19 protein-coding genes are annotated in these 17278 nt (G+C 35.7%); 12 read left to right on the top strand and 7 right to left on the bottom strand.

Going from position 1 to position 17278, the window contains the following annotated elements:
• Positions 1-181: 181 nt before the first annotated feature.
• From NST93_RS03850 to NST93_RS03870, 5 genes are all read left to right on the top strand, one after another.
• Positions 182-901, top strand: coding sequence for a response regulator transcription factor (locus tag NST93_RS03850; protein ID WP_405101360.1), 720 nt, complete (start codon positions 182-184; stop codon positions 899-901).
• The gene (locus tag NST93_RS03855) at positions 901-2676 is read left to right on the top strand and encodes an ATP-binding protein (protein WP_405101362.1); all 1776 of its coding nucleotides are present in this window, start codon (positions 901-903) and stop codon (positions 2674-2676) included. The genes NST93_RS03850 and NST93_RS03855 overlap by 1 nt, the downstream gene beginning before the upstream one ends.
• A gap of 31 nt (positions 2677-2707) precedes the next feature.
• Positions 2708-3124 (top strand): DUF4430 domain-containing protein, encoded by a 417-nt coding sequence (locus tag NST93_RS03860; RefSeq protein ID WP_405101364.1) that lies wholly within the window; start codon positions 2708-2710, stop codon positions 3122-3124.
• A 216-nt stretch (positions 3125-3340) separates the two neighbouring features.
• Positions 3341-3874: an RNA polymerase sigma factor SigX gene (locus NST93_RS03865; protein WP_405101366.1), complete on the top strand. Its 534-nt coding sequence runs from the start codon at positions 3341-3343 to the stop codon at positions 3872-3874.
• On the top strand, positions 3874-4857 hold the full coding sequence (locus NST93_RS03870) for a hypothetical protein (RefSeq protein WP_405101368.1): 984 nt from the start codon (positions 3874-3876) through the stop codon (positions 4855-4857). The genes NST93_RS03865 and NST93_RS03870 overlap by 1 nt, the downstream gene beginning before the upstream one ends.
• 110 nt (positions 4858-4967) lie before the next feature.
• On the opposite strand, the gene NST93_RS03875 is transcribed toward NST93_RS03870, so the two are convergent.
• Positions 4968-5213, bottom strand: coding sequence for a ferredoxin (locus tag NST93_RS03875; RefSeq protein WP_405101370.1), 246 nt, complete (start codon positions 5211-5213; stop codon positions 4968-4970).
• Between the two features lie 97 nt (positions 5214-5310).
• Between NST93_RS03875 and NST93_RS03880 the strand changes: the two genes are divergently transcribed.
• The 7 genes from NST93_RS03880 (at position 5311) to NST93_RS03910 (ending at position 12198) form a co-directional block, all read left to right on the top strand.
• Complete coding sequence (locus NST93_RS03880) at positions 5311-6393, top strand: helix-turn-helix domain-containing protein (protein ID WP_405101372.1); 1083 nt, start codon at positions 5311-5313, stop codon at positions 6391-6393.
• The gene (locus tag NST93_RS03885) at positions 6386-7936 is read left to right on the top strand and encodes a RecQ family ATP-dependent DNA helicase (RefSeq protein WP_405101374.1); all 1551 of its coding nucleotides are present in this window, start codon (positions 6386-6388) and stop codon (positions 7934-7936) included. Before NST93_RS03880 ends, NST93_RS03885 begins: the two co-directional genes overlap by 8 nt.
• Complete coding sequence (locus NST93_RS03890) at positions 7923-8489, top strand: CPBP family intramembrane glutamic endopeptidase (protein ID WP_405101376.1); 567 nt, start codon at positions 7923-7925, stop codon at positions 8487-8489. The genes NST93_RS03885 and NST93_RS03890 overlap by 14 nt, the downstream gene beginning before the upstream one ends.
• A 12-nt stretch (positions 8490-8501) precedes the next feature.
• Positions 8502-8816 (top strand): hypothetical protein, encoded by a 315-nt coding sequence (locus NST93_RS03895; protein WP_405101378.1) that lies wholly within the window; start codon positions 8502-8504, stop codon positions 8814-8816.
• 143 nt (positions 8817-8959) lie between these two features.
• Positions 8960-9538: a genetic competence negative regulator gene (locus tag NST93_RS03900; RefSeq protein WP_405101380.1), complete on the top strand. Its 579-nt coding sequence runs from the start codon at positions 8960-8962 to the stop codon at positions 9536-9538.
• A gap of 272 nt (positions 9539-9810) precedes the next feature.
• A complete protein-coding gene (locus tag NST93_RS03905; protein WP_405101382.1) occupies positions 9811-11091 on the top strand; it encodes a Glu/Leu/Phe/Val dehydrogenase in 1281 nt (426 codons plus the stop codon).
• A gap of 117 nt (positions 11092-11208) precedes the next feature.
• A complete protein-coding gene (locus NST93_RS03910; protein ID WP_405101384.1) occupies positions 11209-12198 on the top strand; it encodes a YpdA family putative bacillithiol disulfide reductase in 990 nt (329 codons plus the stop codon).
• Between the two features lie 76 nt (positions 12199-12274).
• Here the strand turns inward: NST93_RS03910 and NST93_RS03915 are convergent, their stop codons facing one another.
• The 6 genes from NST93_RS03915 to NST93_RS03940 form a co-directional block, all read right to left on the bottom strand.
• The gene (locus NST93_RS03915; protein WP_405101386.1) at positions 12275-12646 is read right to left on the bottom strand and encodes a hypothetical protein; all 372 of its coding nucleotides are present in this window, start codon (positions 12644-12646) and stop codon (positions 12275-12277) included.
• 433 nt (positions 12647-13079) lie between these two features.
• Positions 13080-14318 carry a peptidoglycan-binding protein gene (locus NST93_RS03920; RefSeq protein WP_405101388.1) on the bottom strand — a complete coding sequence of 413 codons (1239 nt, stop codon included), beginning with the start codon at positions 14316-14318 and terminating at the stop codon, positions 13080-13082.
• An 86-nt stretch (positions 14319-14404) separates the two neighbouring features.
• Entirely contained in the window at positions 14405-14662 is a 258-nt protein-coding gene (locus tag NST93_RS03925) for an SPP1 phage holin family protein (protein WP_405101390.1), read from the bottom strand.
• A 25-nt stretch (positions 14663-14687) separates the two neighbouring features.
• The gene (locus NST93_RS03930; protein ID WP_405101392.1) at positions 14688-15128 is read right to left on the bottom strand and encodes a hypothetical protein; all 441 of its coding nucleotides are present in this window, start codon (positions 15126-15128) and stop codon (positions 14688-14690) included.
• A 17-nt stretch (positions 15129-15145) separates the two neighbouring features.
• A complete protein-coding gene (locus NST93_RS03935; RefSeq protein WP_405101394.1) occupies positions 15146-15409 on the bottom strand; it encodes a hypothetical protein in 264 nt (87 codons plus the stop codon).
• Positions 15410-15674: 265 nt separating this feature from the next.
• Positions 15675-17264, bottom strand: a complete 1590-nt coding sequence (locus tag NST93_RS03940) for a hypothetical protein (RefSeq protein ID WP_405101396.1) — start codon at positions 17262-17264, stop codon at positions 15675-15677.
• Positions 17265-17278: the final 14 nt, after the last annotated feature.

A 17278-nucleotide genomic window follows, 5' to 3' on the forward strand; every position in this document is an offset into this window, starting at 1 on the left:
ATAGACGAAATCCCAGATAAGGATATCTGAGATTTCGTCTATTTTCTTATACTTTTTAGTATGATTCGTTTATAATTAGCTATGTAGGAAATTAAAAGATCGATACCTTAAAAATGTTTCCACTTAATCATCGAAGCTTTTAAAATATTAATGGAAGAAAGATTCTAGGGGGAGCGTATATATGGACTCGAATGTAAAAATTTTAGTAGTTGATGATGAAGAAAGAATTCGCCGTTTGGTAAAAATGTATCTTGAAAGAGAAGATTATGTTATTGATGAAGCTGACAATGGAAGAGATGCATTAGAAATGGCATTGGAAGAGGATTATGAATGTATTATACTTGATTTAATGATGCCTGAAATGGATGGAATTGAAGTATGTGAGGAATTAAGAAAACAAAAAACAACGCCAGTTATTATGCTGACTGCAAAGGGAGAAGAATCGAATCGAGTACAGGGATTTGAAGTTGGTGCTGACGATTATATCGTAAAACCTTTTAGTCCAAGGGAAGTTGTGCTTCGAGTTAAAGCGTTATTAAGAAGAGTAAGTTCTTCGTCATTTACAAATAATGATGGCAGCGCAAGAGATGTGTTAGTATTTCCTCATCTGACAATCGATCATGATGCTCATCGTGTTACAGCAGATGGGCAGGAAGTGAACTTAACACCGAAGGAATATGAATTGCTTTGTTTCCTTGCGAAGTCACCAGATAAAGTATTTAACCGTGAAGTTTTGCTCAAAGAGGTTTGGCAATATGAGTTTTTCGGCGATTTAAGGACAGTCGATACACATGTGAAACGTTTACGAGAAAAACTAAGCTCTGTTTCAAAGACAGCAGCAAAAATGATTGTTACAGTATGGGGAGTCGGCTATAAATTTGAGGTCGATGAAGAACAATAATGATTTGGCGAGATAATATTGTTGTCAAACTTGCACTTACATTCATTTTACTTGTTTTTTTCGTGCTTTTCTTTCTGTTTTTCTTTCTAATGCAGTTCTTTGAAAACTTTTATATAAATGAAGCTGAGGAGGAAATGCTGCAAACAGCAACAAGAATTGCGAATGTAGTAATTCAGCAAGAAAATAAAGATTTTATCCATGAAACAACAGAACTGATTAAGGATCCAGCGAGCCGTATTGTCATTCTGCATCCAAATGAGGAATATTGGGTATCAATGAGTACGGATAATGAGTTAACACCAATCAATATAGATTGGATAAAACAAGAAAAAGACTTGTCAAAAGTATTAACACATAATAAAGAAGTAAAACAGCTGCTCTTATTGCCTGATCAATCTACAAATGCCATCATTGTTGGAAAGCCACTCCTCAATGATGGTGCAATTTTTGTCTATCAATCATTAGATATCATTAATCAGACAAAAACGGAAACAAGAAAAATTATTTTGGTAGCAGGAGGATTTGCAATTATTCTTACAGTGTTCTTTGCGGTGTTCCTTTCAACAAGAATCACTTCACCTCTAATTAAAATGCGTGAGGCTGCCTCTGATTTAACAAGGGGAGAATTTAACACAAAGGTTCCTGTACTGACACATGACGAGATTGGTGAACTTGCCAAAGAATTTAATCGAATGGCAAGACAGTTGAAGTTTCATATTAACGCGCTGCATCAAGAGAAAGAACAAATTTCCAGTATCGTTAATTCCATGGCAGATGGAGTAATAACATTAAATCGCAATGAAGATATTATTGTAATTAATCCGCCAGCTGAGAAATATATTGAAGACTGGTATTATGAAAATAATATTAGGCAAGATGATTATCAAGAGAAGCTGCCTGATGAATTGCGAGAGGTGCTCGAAGAAGTTATCGCAAGTGAAACAGAAGCAATAAAAGAACTGAACCTGCAAGGAAGATATTATATGATGCTGATGACACCACTTTATGATCGTTCTTATGTTCGTGGTGCAGTAGCTGTTATCCGTGACATGACTGAAGAGAGAATGCTTGATAAGATGCGCAAGGACTTTATTGCAAACGTGTCACACGAATTAAGAACACCAATCGCGATGCTGCAAGGTTATAGTGAAGCGATTGTTGATGATGTTGCCGAGTCGAAGGAAGAAAAGAATGAACTGGCAGCTATTATTCATGATGAATCGCTTCGACTTAGCAGATTGGTAAATGAATTATTGGATATCGCCAGAATGGAAGCAGGACACATTCAGTTAAAGCTCGAGACGATGGAAATGGAAAGTTATGTCCATAGAATTATTAAAAAATTCCAAGGTATTGCTGAAGACAATAATGTTGAACTGCGATTAACAATGAATCTCGAACAAGCAGAAGCAACTTTTGATGGTGATCGAATTGAACAGGTCTTCACCAATTTAATTGATAATGCCATTCGCCATACGAGTGAAGAAGGATATGTTCATATCACTGTCGATACAAATGAAACAGAAATCAAAGTTGATATTTCCGACAGTGGCAGTGGGATACCTGAAGAGGATTTACCTTTTGTATTTGAACGATTCTATAAGGCGGATAAATCGCGGACAAGAAATAAAGAGAAAAAAGGTACAGGCCTGGGACTTGCAATTGCAAAGAATATTATTGATGCTCATCAGGGCTCCATTCATGTAAAAAGCAAATTACAGAAAGGCACAACTTTTACTTTTAAAGTCCCGCAAGGCTTTATAGATAATTCTTAATTTGTAATGGACAAAAGAGAGGTAGTTTTTAATGAGAAAAGATATTTTCATACTTTTAATTCTAGGTGCTATTGTAACGATTCTAGCTGCATGCAGTAATAACGAGGAAGAAAAGGTTAATACCGTTGTTAGCACGAATGAAACGAGTGAATCTGATAAGGTTGCCGATAATACTGTTCGTATTACAATTTCTATGCAAGACGGCGCACAATTTCTTAATGAACAAGAAGTGGAAATAGAAAAAGATGCCAATTTACTGGAAGTGCTGCAGCAAACGTTTTTTGTAGAAACAAATGATGATGGAGAAGTTACATCGATTGAACGTATGAAAGTTGATGAAGAAGCGAATACAACATGGAATTTATATGTAAATGATAAGTATTCCGATATTCCGGCGAAGGATTATACCTTAAACGGCGGAGAAAAAATTATATTTGATCTTCAATAATGAAAATACGGTTGCAAAATGAGTAAGGAGATGCTGTTCCTTACTCATTTTATGTTTTCCGACTTTGTTATATTGAAAGTGAGACCCGGCGACCGACTGCACGTCAGCTGTCTTTAGCAGCCGAGAAGCCATTGAGAAATACTGTCTGATAAAGTATGATTTAAATGTAACGTTTTTAAATAGGGAACGACTATTTATAATGAATGGAGGAACTCCATGAAGTCTTTATTTGACAGTTTTTATAATAAGTACCACCAAGATCTTTATAATTATGTAATTTATATGGTTAAAAATAAACAACTAGCAGAAGACTTAATTCAAGAGATTTATATTCGTGTAATAAAATCCTATGAGAATTTTCGTGGAGACAGCAGTGAAAAAACATGGCTTTTTTCAATAGCACGTCATGTTACATATGATTTTTTTCGGTCACAGAAAAGAAAGAGAAAATATACAATTGAAACATTTAATTGGGAAGAACAAGGAGAAAATATCCTTGCTGATGAAGCATTACCCGAGGAACTTATGATTCAAAATGAAAGAATGCAACTTATTTATGAATGTCTTGATCAATGTACACTTGATCAGAAAAATATTATCATACTCCGTTTTATTCAAGAATTTACTCTGCAGGAAACAGCAGATATTCTTGGCATGACAGTGAGTAAGGTTAAAACAACACAGCATCGCGGAATAAAAACGCTGCGAAAACTGCTTGAACGAGAAAATAAGAAAGGAGCCGATCTGTAATGCATCGCGGTGATGAAAAACATTTAATAAATGAACTTAAGGATATGCCGGTTGTTGTTGATGATATGGATAAAGATGAACTTTATAAAATAATCTCATCACGTCTATCTGAAGAAAAGTCTCTACAGCGCAGAAGAAAAATACTAATCCCATTTATTGCTGCAGCTGCTGCTCTTTTCTTGCTATTCTCAATACCATTCGTTTTAAATATAAGGAATGACCAGACAGTAAGTATGAATGAATCATTCGATTCCCAAAGTAATACTTTAATGGATGAAGAATCCTCTGCTGCTATAGAAGCTGACCTTTCAGAAAGCAGCGAAGAAAGCTTTGATAATGCGGAAATAATGACCCGACAAGACGAAGCAATGGATCCTTGGAATGAAAGCAGGGTACTTGAAGCTATTCCTCAAAATTCACAAATGATGAGTTTTGCAATTTACGATGAGCAATTGCAGTTCGTCATTCCCATAACGCTAATTACTTCAGAGAATAAAGAAACACCTGTATCTTTTAATGAATTAGACAGTATTTTAACTTCTAATAACCTTGATTCTTCCGAGGCCGCTGAAATAAAAGAAATTGCTTTAGAAAATATCGAAGAAGCAAGCTATATGATATATAAGAAACAATACTTTGTTCCGGTTGAACAGAGTGATAATACTTCTATCAACGAAGCAATCGATATATTAAAGTCGGGAATGGCGGAAAGTGGCTTGGAGGGTACAATTCCATCAACTATTGATTTCCAAGTCGATGCTAATAATCATGATGAACTAACTCTTGATTATGTTGGGAGTAAGAGTATAGACAAGAGCGACTTTACGGTCACAATGATAGAATCCATTCTTCTTACTGCGAAGAGCTATAATTATAAAGAGGTTTTATTTCTAAATATGCCAATTGAAAATATAGGGATGTATCAACTTTCTGACTCTATAAAAGTTCCAGTCGGTGTCAACCCGATATATCTGCAAAATTAAAATGCACAGCTTCCTACTTAGAAAGCCGTGTATTTTAATTGAGAGCTGCATATATTAACAGACTTGGCGAAGGCTGGTTATTCTTATATAATAGTTGTAAAATATTCTTTTTACTCCTCGAATGCCTGCGGGTCTCCATTAAAGGGAACTTGACCAATCTTGATTGATAAAGTTGGACATGCTTCATGTGCATCTAGCAAGTCATCATATAACTTATTTTTTATTTTGAGGGTTCCCGTATTTTTGTCAACTTTGACAAAGGAAAGTCCTTCATCATCATAATCAAAAATTTTAGGTGCTGCAGCGCCACATGCACCGCATGCTATGCAGGTTTCCTGATCAACAATTACGTACATTTTATATCCTCCCGAATCTATCAACAATTACTATTGTAAAACTGAATGGTTGTAATTTCAACACATTGTATTAAATCAAGACTGAGGTGAAAAAAAGTTGCTGCTCCATGGTGTAATTCTCAAAATAGCTAAAAATATAAAACATGAAAGAACTGCATCCAGTATTTATCATTTATTAACAGGCAGACGATCTATCCAAACGATGCAAGATGCTCATATATATGGTGTTGAAGATTTCTTTGGTATTTGCAAATCATTGACTAAGCAAGATTTTGAAGCATATATACGGGTTTTAATACAAAAAGGGTTTTTGATTGAGGAGTTTGATCCCAACCAGCGGCGCTTAGTCGATAGTACTGCACAGGCAGATGATTGGTTAAATAAACACGAGGAAATGCTGCCATTTCATTATTTTAAGGGCATGGCTTACCATGAAAAAGATAAGGTATTTTATCAAAGATTGCTCTTGCTTATTCAGACTTTCGCTAATACGAGGGAAAATAACTATTCATTTATCCCAGTTGTAGATAAATTAGACATTGAACAATGGGTTAAAAGATTTTATAAAGAAATGAGAGGAAAGGAAAAAGCATACTTAAATACTTTAGAAAAAGAGCTTGTACTATTGCTGGAGGAATATTCTTCTACAGAAGCAAATATTTTCGTAGATCGTTTAACGGGGTATAAATATTATGGGATGACTGTCGCTCAGTTAGCAGTCGCCTATAATAAAGACAGTTATGATATTCAATTATTACTTGTCGGTATTATCCATAATATTTTGAGCAGGCTGGAAAATAACGAAATGAAATTCCCAGCCATTCATACAATTATTAAAGACTATAAAGAGTCGATAAAACTTTTAGGTTCTACCGCTAATACATATAGATTATTTAAGCAAGAATATACACCTGAGGAAATTGCATCGATCCGCAGACTAAAAATAAATACAATATATGATCATATAGCAGAGATAGCGTTGCATGATTCATCTTTTCCTTTCCATCAGTTTTTAACTGAAAATATACAGAGGGAGATTCTGTCAGCAATTAAACAGACTGACTCATTTAAATTAAAAGAAATAAGAGAGGCTACATACTCAGATGTCAGCTTTTTCCAGATTAGATTAATGCTCGTGCTTTATCATAAAATAGGAGAAGAAGGTGAGTTAGTTGATTAAAGATATTAATTTAGAAGAACATTTACAAACCTACTTCCGCTATTCCAATTTTCGAACGGGCCAGCGTGAAATAATTAATGATGTTTTAGCTGGGGAAAATGTATTGGGGATTTTACCAACTGGGTCAGGGAAATCAATTTGTTATCAGCTTCCGGCGATTCTATTGAAAGGTGTGACGCTTGTTATTTCACCGTTGATTTCTTTAATGATAGACCAAGAGAAGGAATTAAAGGCAAAGGGATTTAAAAAGGTAGCTGCTCTAAATAGCTTTATGGATTATGAACAAAGACAGTCTGTTTATCGGAATTTAGAGTATTATAAGCTGATTTATATCTCTCCAGAGTTATTACAGCAGGATACAGTACTTCAACGGTTATTAAACCAAAAAATCAGCTTATTTGTTATAGATGAGGCACACTGCATTTCCCAGTGGGGGCATGAGTTTCGTCCTGATTATTTAAAACTTGACAGTGTTATTAAACAGCTTAATTATCCTCCTGTATTAGCATTAAGCGCAACAGCTGCTCCGGCAGTTCAAGATGATATTATTCACTCGTTAAAGCTTAAAAAAGTAAATAAAAGAATTTATCCAATGGACCGGGATAATCTGACTTTTATTATTGAAAACGTGACAAATGAAGAGGAGAAGCTCGATTGGCTGACTGCATATTTAGTAAAAGATTATGGGCCAGCTTTAATCTACTTCTCCAGTCGAATACAGACTGAACAGATTGCAAGTATCCTTGGTGAAAAGCTTCCCAAGCTAAAGATAGCTTTTTATCATGGTGGTATGGAGCAGATTGACCGTATAGCTGTTCAACAGCAATTTATGACTGGTCAACTGGATATTATTTGCTGTACGAGTGCTTTTGGGATGGGGATAAATAAACAAAATATCCGGTCTATCATTCATTACCATATTCCATCTCAGATGGAAGCATATATACAGGAGGTAGGGAGAGCCGGAAGGGATGGCGAGCCAAGTTTATGTATCCTTTTATATTCTCCGACAGATCCAGTCATCCCAAGAAATATGATTCAAAATGAATTACCCTCACAGGAGGAACTGCAAGTAATTATGCAGCAATTAATATATCTTGACAAACAGAATATGGACGTTCCAATAAATAATCTTGAGGCAAGTGAGTTTTTCCAAATCAGTGAAATAAAATGGCGTTTTTTACGGTTTCATTTTGAAAAACATGGTATGATTATTGGGAAGAAAATTATCTACAAACGAGAAAATTGGGAAGCAATATACAGCAAATTAATCCAGTGGATAGATCAGCGTACTTTACATAAACAGGCTGAGCTGCAGGAAATGATTAATTGGGCAGAAACAGATATGTGCCTGAGGGAAATGCTTTACCGAAAGTTTCAAGCAGGATATAAAAAACCAATTTTTCAATGCTGCAGTAATTGTGGTATTAATCTTTCTGCTTGGACCCCCCAAGTAGTGAACAGCAGAGTAAATGAGAGTCAAGGAGATTGGCACAGAAAACTCAGACAATTACTAATTGGAGATGACAATGAAACAAAGTGAAATAATTAAACAATTAACAGATGAGGAATTAAAGAAAAACCTTATATTTTCTCAGTTGCTGTTTGCTTTAATCGCAGTATTATTAAGTTTTTTTCTATTTGATCATATTCTCGACTGGCAATTGTATTTCAAATGGAATCTGTCGGACATTATTTATTATGGTACTCTTCCGGGGCTTATTATTGTAGTGATTGATTTTATACTTATGAGAGCACTTCCTGAATCTGCCTTTGATGATGGCGGAATAAATGAACGGATCTTTCGTAATCAATCTGTTTCAACCATTTTTTTGCTTACATTAATCATTGCGATATCAGAGGAATTATTATTCCGGGGAGTTATTCAAACAAGTTTTGGTTATCTTTTTGCCAGTTTATTGTTTGCTGTTGTACATGTACGATATTTAAGGAAGCCTGTATTATTTCTATCTGTTGTTTTTATCAGTTTATACATTGGGTATATATTTATAATAACTGAAAACCTTATTGTTACAATTACAATTCATTTTGTAGTAGACTTTTTATTAGGTCTATATATTCGCTTTAAAAAGTGAGGTGCGATCACATTGAGTACGCAATCAAAGAATAGAGAAGATGATCAGGCCAATGAACTTCGAACGCTTTTTAATGAAGTTGAAAATGCAGAACATCGCGAAATAGAAGATTCTTTTGATTTTGAAAATGAATCATCTATAAGGAAAGTTGATATATTAAATTTACCGCCAAGAAAAGAAATACATACAAATAATAAAAGAGCAAAGCTTAAACTAAGTAAACCATTTTTGCGTTTAGTATTTATAAGTTTGCTTGTAATGGTTATTTTAATTGGAGTGCTATATCTTTGGGATGGCGAATTCACCTCCCTTTTAAAAGCACTTTAAGAGAAGAAGCTATTCTGAGAACTGGGTGCACAAGCGAAATAATAATTAATTGCATATAGTATAAATATAAAACCAATAAATTTATTGTATCGTATTTTTAATTTTAGGGGTTATTAACGAATTATTATTGAGGGGGATACTGTATGCGAGTTGAAAGATTGTCCAGTGATCAATTTACAATTTTTCTTACCTTCGATGATTTGGTTGAACGCGGATTTACCAGTAATGATTTATGGCATGATGCAACGAGTGTTCGCAAATTATTCAGTGAAATAATGTATGATGCGAGCAATGAATTAGATTTTGAACTGGATGGAATGCTCTTAGTACAGGTTTATTTGATGCAGGCTCAAGGTATGCAGGTTATTGTTACGCAGACAGAAGATGAGGATAATTTAGATGAAGATTTTATTGAAATGAAAGTTACTTTAGATGAAAGCCATGAACTTATTTTCTCATTTTCTGATTTTGAAGATGTTATTCACGTATCTTCATACTTAAGCCCTCTTGGCATAGAAGGTGGCCAAGTATATTATCTGGATGATCAGTATTACATGATGTTTGAGGAAGAAGATATCCTTCAGCTGCAGAAAGAAAATGTTATTGCAATTATGTCTGAATACTCCCATTCGAGCATCCTTTCTTCATATCGTCTGAAGGAATACGGTAAAGAAATATTTAAAGAAAATGCAGTGAAGCAAATTATCAGCCAATTTTATTGAAATATTTTTCCAGAGCATAATTATTCAATTTGAATAAAGTACTGTTTGGGCGTAATATTTTCAATATCCACGAAATAATTCTGACTATTACAGTGTTTTTATTGCATATTTTCTATGAAAGTGTATACTGATTTTTTAGTAGAGGTTTATTATTTTAGTAGTTAAGAAAGTTTAATGCTTTCTTACTATATAGCGCAACTATGGCTGTCACTCAAAGCTTGGTAGCAGCCAAGGTTCTAATATTATTTATAGATATTTTAGGAGGTAAGTTCATGGTAGCCGACAAAGCAGTAAATTCTACCAAAGAAAATCATGAGAATTTGGATGTGTTAAGTTCTACGAGGGCAGTAATTAAATCAGCTTTAGAGAAACTCGGTTATTCTGACGAAGTTTTTGAACTGCTAAAGGATCCGATGCGAATGATGACTGTTCGTATCCCAGTACGTATGGATGATGGCAAGGTAAAAGTATTTACTGGTTACCGAGCACAGCATAATGATGCGGTTGGCCCTACAAAAGGTGGAATTCGTTTCCATCCAGCTGTAACTGAGAAAGAAGTAAAAGCTTTATCAATTTGGATGACATTAAAGGCAGGTATTGTTGATTTACCTTATGGTGGAGCAAAAGGCGGCATTATTTGTGACCCGCGCGAAATGTCTTTTCGCGAGTTAGAGGCACTTAGTCGCGGATATGTTCGTGCGGTAAGTCAAATCGTTGGTCCTACGAAAGATATTCCTGCACCAGATGTTTTCACAAACTCACAAATTATGGCTTGGATGATGGACGAATACAGCAAAATTGATGAATTTAACAGTCCAGGTTTTATTACGGGCAAGCCGATTGTTCTTGGCGGTTCCCATGGTAGAGAATCTGCAACAGCTAAAGGGGTTACAATTGTACTTAATGAAGCTGCTAAAAAGCGTGGCATTAACGTAGAAGGTGCACGAATCGTTATTCAGGGGTTTGGTAATGCAGGCAGTTATTTATCTAAATTCCTTTACGACCAAGGAGCTAAAATTGTAGGTATATCTGACGCATATGGTGCCCTTCATGATCCAGACGGACTGGATATTGATTATTTACTTGATAGAAGAGACAGTTTTGGAACTGTTACTAATTTATTTGATAATACAATAACGAATAAAGAGTTGTTTGAACTGGATTGTGATATTATTATTCCCGCAGCAGTAGAAAATCAAATTACGAGAGATAATGCGCAAAATATTAAAGCAAGCATTATTGTGGAAGCTGCAAATGGACCTACAACTGCTGAAGCAACACAGATTTTAACGGATCGCGGAGTTTTAATTGTACCGGACGTATTAGCGTCAGCTGGTGGAGTAACAGTTTCTTACTTCGAATGGGTGCAGAATAATCAAGGTTATTATTGGTCAGAAGATGAAATTGATGAAAAGCTTCATGAAATTATGATAAGCTCCTTTAATACAATTTATCATACAGCCGAAACGAGAAAAATTGATATGCGTCTAGCAGCCTATATGGTAGGAGTAAGAAAGACTGCAGAAGCAGCAAGATTCCGGGGCTGGGTATAAGCTGGAAATTAAATATCAAGAAAAACTCTTATCCGTTTATAGGTAAGAGTTTTTTCGTATGGCAGTATGCATTATCTGTTTTTAAATTTTTAAGAGATTGAAAAGGAAGTGGAATAGATGCATCATGAAAAGGTTATTATTGTTGGCGCAGGTCCTTGTGGGATGGCAGCAGCAATTGCATTACAGGATCAGGGGATTGAGCCTTTGATTATAGAAAAAGAAAATATCGTTAATACATTATATAATTTTCCAACTCATCAAACATTTTTTAGCTCAAGTGAAAAATTGGAAATTGGCGATGTTGCCTTCATAACGGAAAAGCAGCGTCCAGTCAGAAATGAGGCTTTAACTTATTATCGAGAGGTTGCTAAAAGAAAGGACCTGAGAATTAATGCATTTGAACGAGCTGAAAATATTAAAAAATTGGATGCTGGTTTTGAAGTTACAACAACTGATAGGCAGGGACAGGAAAGTAAGTATATTGCTCAATTTGTTGTAATAGCTACAGGGTATTATGATCAGCCGAACTATTTACATATTCCTGGTGAAAATTTAGCTAAAGTCACTCACTATTTTAAAGAAGCCCACCCGTATTATGATAAGAACGTTGTTATTATTGGAGGGAAGAATTCTGCTGTGGATGCTGCACTGGAACTTCACAAAGCGGGGGCAAGAGTTACTGTGCTATATAGGGGAAGTGAGTATTCGAGAAGTATTAAGCCATGGATATTGCCCGGATTTGATTCATTAGCCAAAAAGGAATCAATTCATCTGGTTTTTCGAGCGAATGTTACTCAAATAACGGAAGACTCCGTTTTTTATAATGTAGATGGCAAGGAAGAGATAATAAAAAATGATTATGTATTTGCCATGACAGGCTATCAGCCAGACATCCCATTTCTGCAAAATCTTGGTATAGAGATAGACCAATCGAATGGTATGCCTGCCTTTGATGAGGTGACATACGAATCCAATATTCAAGGTATATTTTTAGCGGGTGTAGTCACGGCTGGCTATAACAATAATGCTATTTTTATTGAAAATGGTCGTTTCCATGGAAATCATATTGCTAAAGCGATTATGTCCAAAATAGAAGCAAAGGTCTGACCAAAATATTTTTTATGAATGATGAAACAAGCTAGCAGGTAACTACCTGCTAGCTTGTTGTTTTATATTCACTCCCTTAAGAAAATATCTCTGTTAATTGCTTCTGTTCTTTTGTTTTCTCCAAAGCAATCAGCAGTTTGATTCTCGCTTTTTGTCCGGAGAGGCCACTTGCAAAAATAACTCCCGAATTTTTCAATTGTCTGCCGCCGCCATCATAAGCATAGGTTGCTTGAACATTTCCCTGGTAACACCTGGAGACGAGCACAACTGGAATATTACTTTTTATTATCTGTTGAATGGGCTTTACTAACGCAGCTGGCAGATTGCCTTGACCGAATGCTTCAATCACCAATCCATCTGGCTTGGCTTGATGAATTGCATGTATAATTTGTGCGTCCATACCAGCAAATGCCTTTAAGAGAAACACATTCGCAGTTATTTGCGACACTGGATAAAACTCTCTCGAAAGGATTGTATGATGAAAAATAATCGATTCCTTGGTGACAATTCCTATTGGCCCATTTTGGGGGCTTTGGAAAGTTGCAACATTGCTTGTACATAACTTGTCATAACTACGTATAATAACCCTTGATTAAATCATATGTATGAAGCGTTGGTATATCAGTATTTATAATCTTATCATCATTATATTAAAGTTATCCACATAGCACAAGTTTGAATTATTTTAGCCTCCTTTCAGTAACAGTGGGGGAGAAGGAGGGAGGTTTAAATAGAAGGGAGGTATAGGTAAAAAAGAAATAAGCACTCCTCTCAGCGACAAAATAAGACCGAGAAGAATGCTTACACTAGTGATAATTACCTTAGAAATATTATAACCAATTCATGGTGTGAGTAAACGTTGTGTTAGAATGTATCTGCGCTTATTTCATTACCTGTAATAACTTCTTGCGAGTAGCTGTACCATATATTCCATCAGCCTTCAATCCATGTACAGATTGAAACCTCTTTACGGCATCCGCAGTCTTTGATCCATAATATCCATCCACACCATTATTTTTAGCACCCTTTTCAGGATAAAAATAAACACTAGCTAGTGCTTCTTGAACTTGTCTGACACCTGAACCTGAGAACAGTGGAGATTTAACGTAGTAAGTTGCATTAGGAAGCATCTTTGCAGTTGCTTTAGGCTTCGCAGTAGATGTCTTGGCAAGTTTAGATTTATTCTTCTGAATTTGATTGTAGACCTCTTTACCCGGAATCCCATCAACTTTTAATTTGTAGTAAGTTTGAAATCGTTCAACGGCATTCTTTGAATCAGCGCCAAAGTAAGAGTCGACTCCATTGTTTTTAGCACCCTTCTCAGGATAGAATGGAGGCTTATTATTAGCCAAAGCTGTTTGCATCTCTTTCACAGGTTGCCCAAATTGCCATTGAAATAACGATTGACCAGTCCACTTACCGTTAATCTTAGTCCATTTGGATTTACTAGCAGTCTTAGATGGGGTAGATGGCTTCGTAACTGTTTCAGATTTAACATCAGATTGTTTGGCTGGCTTAGTAACCTTCTCAGTTTCCTTTCCTAAATAACGTTGAATAGCATTAAATGCAGCCGTTGCACATCTTTCAGCGTACTCATCCTTTTTGGCTCCAAATATCCATTCAAAATCACCACTATTTGTCATGAATCCATTTTCCAATAGTATAGATGGAACTCCTCTTTGGGCAGGAACTCTACACATGTGGAAGTTTGACCAATCATTAGGATTAGAAGGTCTTGACCCACCCCACAGTTTGAATCCTTGTCTTTTTATTTCCTGTTCATATAAATCTGACAACCTCTTCGCTTTTGAATCATTATACCAATAGAATGATGCGTATCCACTTGCGCTGGACGCTCCGGCATTGGCATGACATGATACTATCAAATCGACACCGTTAGCAAAATACATATTAGTTCTAGTCAATAAAGGGACATCTATTTTCCCCGGTTGCTGAGCTTTAAATACCGTATGTCCAGCAGCACTTAACTTAGCTTCAAGCTTCACTGCTATTCGGCTATTTGCATCGTGTTCATGATATCCTATGCCATTCTTATAAACACCTTTTGATGGTGGAAAAGTGTTAAATCCATGCCCAATATCTAGTCCAATTTTAGCCATAAATTATCTTCCTCCTTGTAAAATAAAAAAGAGTAGGGGAGAAATCAATCTCACACCTACCCACATGTAAACTATTATGTATTTTCTTATTTTCCTTCTAAGCGCCTCTTAACTTCGTCACCTTTTTGAGCCTCAACAGTAACACTATTATTCTTATGACCTGCAATTATAGCTGCAACGACTGTTAGTGCAGTAGATACACCTTCATAAATGGCTGCATCATCAAACGGTAGCAACTGATAGTTGAAAATTGAAATACTCACTTGGTTGGCTAATGCTAAGAATAGAGTAATAATTCTTGCCCATGTTGCTTTAGTTACACCTTTTAGATTAATTTTCTTCATAAATAATTCCTCCTTAAGATTTGAGTTAATCTCTAACTCCTGTATGCTTGACCATTGGAATGCTAATCAATGTAAATATACTCATACATGTAAACACGACAAATCCAATAGTCGGAAAGCTAATTGCATAGCAGATTGCAAAAACAATATATATGAACGCTGATAGTATTAAACCAATTATCCTTGTGGCATTATTATCTACCAGCAGTCCGATAGCTTTAATCATTCCTGCAACGAAAAATAGGATTGCCCACATAAATTGAGGCATGATAGACAATAATAGCCAATATAGATTTGTTATATTAGACGTGCTGACTGACAACATGTCTGGGAACCAAAATAACATTACTGCTGTTAATATAGAAAACATAGTCACATAAACTTCAAATACAGGGAGATGTTTTGTAGGTGTATAGTTATTTATTTGATCGCTAATTTCTTCTAATCTTATTTCTTTTTCGTCCACGATTGGCTCACTCCTTTCTAGTTTTGTATGAGCCACACAATGAGTGAAATTATTCCGCCGATTATAGCAGTTATTAGACCACCAATAACGGTTCTCTTCATCCACTTCGAATCTTCCTTGATTTCATTAATTGTAGTAAAGATTGTAATCAATTTTTCTACGGTAGAATCTTTAAAGGACTGAAGGTCTCTTATATCTTTGGTATTCTGTTTAATCGTTTCATCTTGTTCTTTGCTTTCTTTTTCTAGAAGCTCAATTTTCCATTCTAGTTTATCTGACACAATCACCACCTCAATTTCTTTGCCGATAAGACTTCTGAAGTATTCTCTCTAAGTAAAACCAAAACCATCTCTCCTAGATTGGATTTTTAATCCTCCTTTTATTCCATAACAAACTATGGTATAATAAATTAAGAGAGTCATAGCGATTCTCACTCAACTGACGCAGCCCTTAAATATTAGGGGCTGTTTCTATTTATATACCTATAGTTTTAGACAGCAAAAAAGAGTAGGGGAGGGTTACTCCGCGCTACTCAGTCTGTAAACATTACAATACGTTTGAAATATTGTCTATTCTTCTTTTTAATTCGTTAATTGCTTCAACAAGGTTCTCTGAGTCTACTGTGGTCAAAGCTGAAAGGTCGCCTATCTCTGCATGGATATCAGTAGAAAATTGTTCGAAATCTTCTCCTCGAACTAAGTCTAAGTCATCTACAAATATTTCCCCATTCTGATTGGGAACCACTCCATCTATACTAATAGACATGTTATCTAATCCTCTTTTAGCAAGAGGGAACCAAAATAGCTCATCTGTAACCTCGTTGCCGACAGTATCTTGTTTAGCCATATATGACGAACCATCAAGGGATACAATATTCCATTTTTGATACTCCGCGTCAATATCAAACTCACCGATAGTAATAAAACTACTTAATTCTATAGCCTTCTCGTCAATCTGTTCGTATTTTTGCTGAGCTTCAGCTATTAAACCATTAACTACATTTCTCAACTCGTTTAACTCGTCTAGCGCATCACTAACATTTCCAACAGTAGTATCTACATTTTCTTCAATACTAGCCAAAAGAGCATTGAATGCCTGAACTCTTGCTCCTTCGGCAGATACACGCCCACTTTCATTAGCTATACGCTCAGCTTCATTCTGTTGCCTAATTTCCTCGTTAGCCTTCCTGTCAGCTTCAGAACTTGTTCTTCCGTCTTCACTAAGCGCTCTTGCTTCTTCATCGCCTTGGACTAACATATGAAATGATTGGTAGTTGTCTAATAAGTCTTCAAACGCATCTTCTCTACCTCGTTCTCTCATTTCTCTCTCTACGTCTGAATCCTCCATTAATTGTTGAAACTCAACCAGTTCATCTAAAGATTCATTTATACTCACAAGAACATCATCTAGTGATATCATAAGCTCCCATGAACCCTCATCTGTAAGAGGATATGTATTATCCATAATTTTACTAAAGTAAATATTCTTACCCTCACTGTCAGCAACCATATCTCCAATATTATAAGTTTTACCTGAGTCATAGACTCCAACAAAGCCTACTCCACTAGATACCAATTTCCAATCACTTGATTCAGAAGGGGAGAGTCCTTGGATAGTCTTTGTAGCAATGAATGTCTTATTTGTAAAGGTTACAAAATTCCATTTCTTATATTGTACGCTAGGGTCATATTCACCCTTAAATTCAATATTTCTAACTTGTTCAATAACTGTCGTACCTTCATCTACATTATCTAAGATGTTCTGCAAACTTTGTAACGGATCGTCTCCACCATTGGGTACAAAAATACGAGTAGAGGGGAGCGAAAGATATCCTGTTCCCCAATACTTAATTGTAAACTCATTTCCTTCTTGCTCTGTGTTGAAGTAAACGACTCCATCTGTATAGTCTACAATATACTCATCGATACCAATCTCGTGCGGATTGTCTGATTTAGCTAAAGCAACATCGCTTGAGTTCAAAACTTCTACGTCATGAGAGAATGAAGGTATTTCTTTAAGTGCAATAGAGCCATTAAACACATTGCTTGTTTGCTCTAGATATATGTATGGGTCATCTTCTTCTCCTGTTCGTTGACGCAAAAGCAACGGGTCAACGTTTGGATGCCAATAACTCACATGTACTCCTCCTT

The organism is Oceanobacillus sp. FSL H7-0719 (assembly GCF_045040795.1).
Classification (GTDB): domain Bacteria; phylum Bacillota; class Bacilli; order Bacillales; family Amphibacillaceae; genus Oceanobacillus.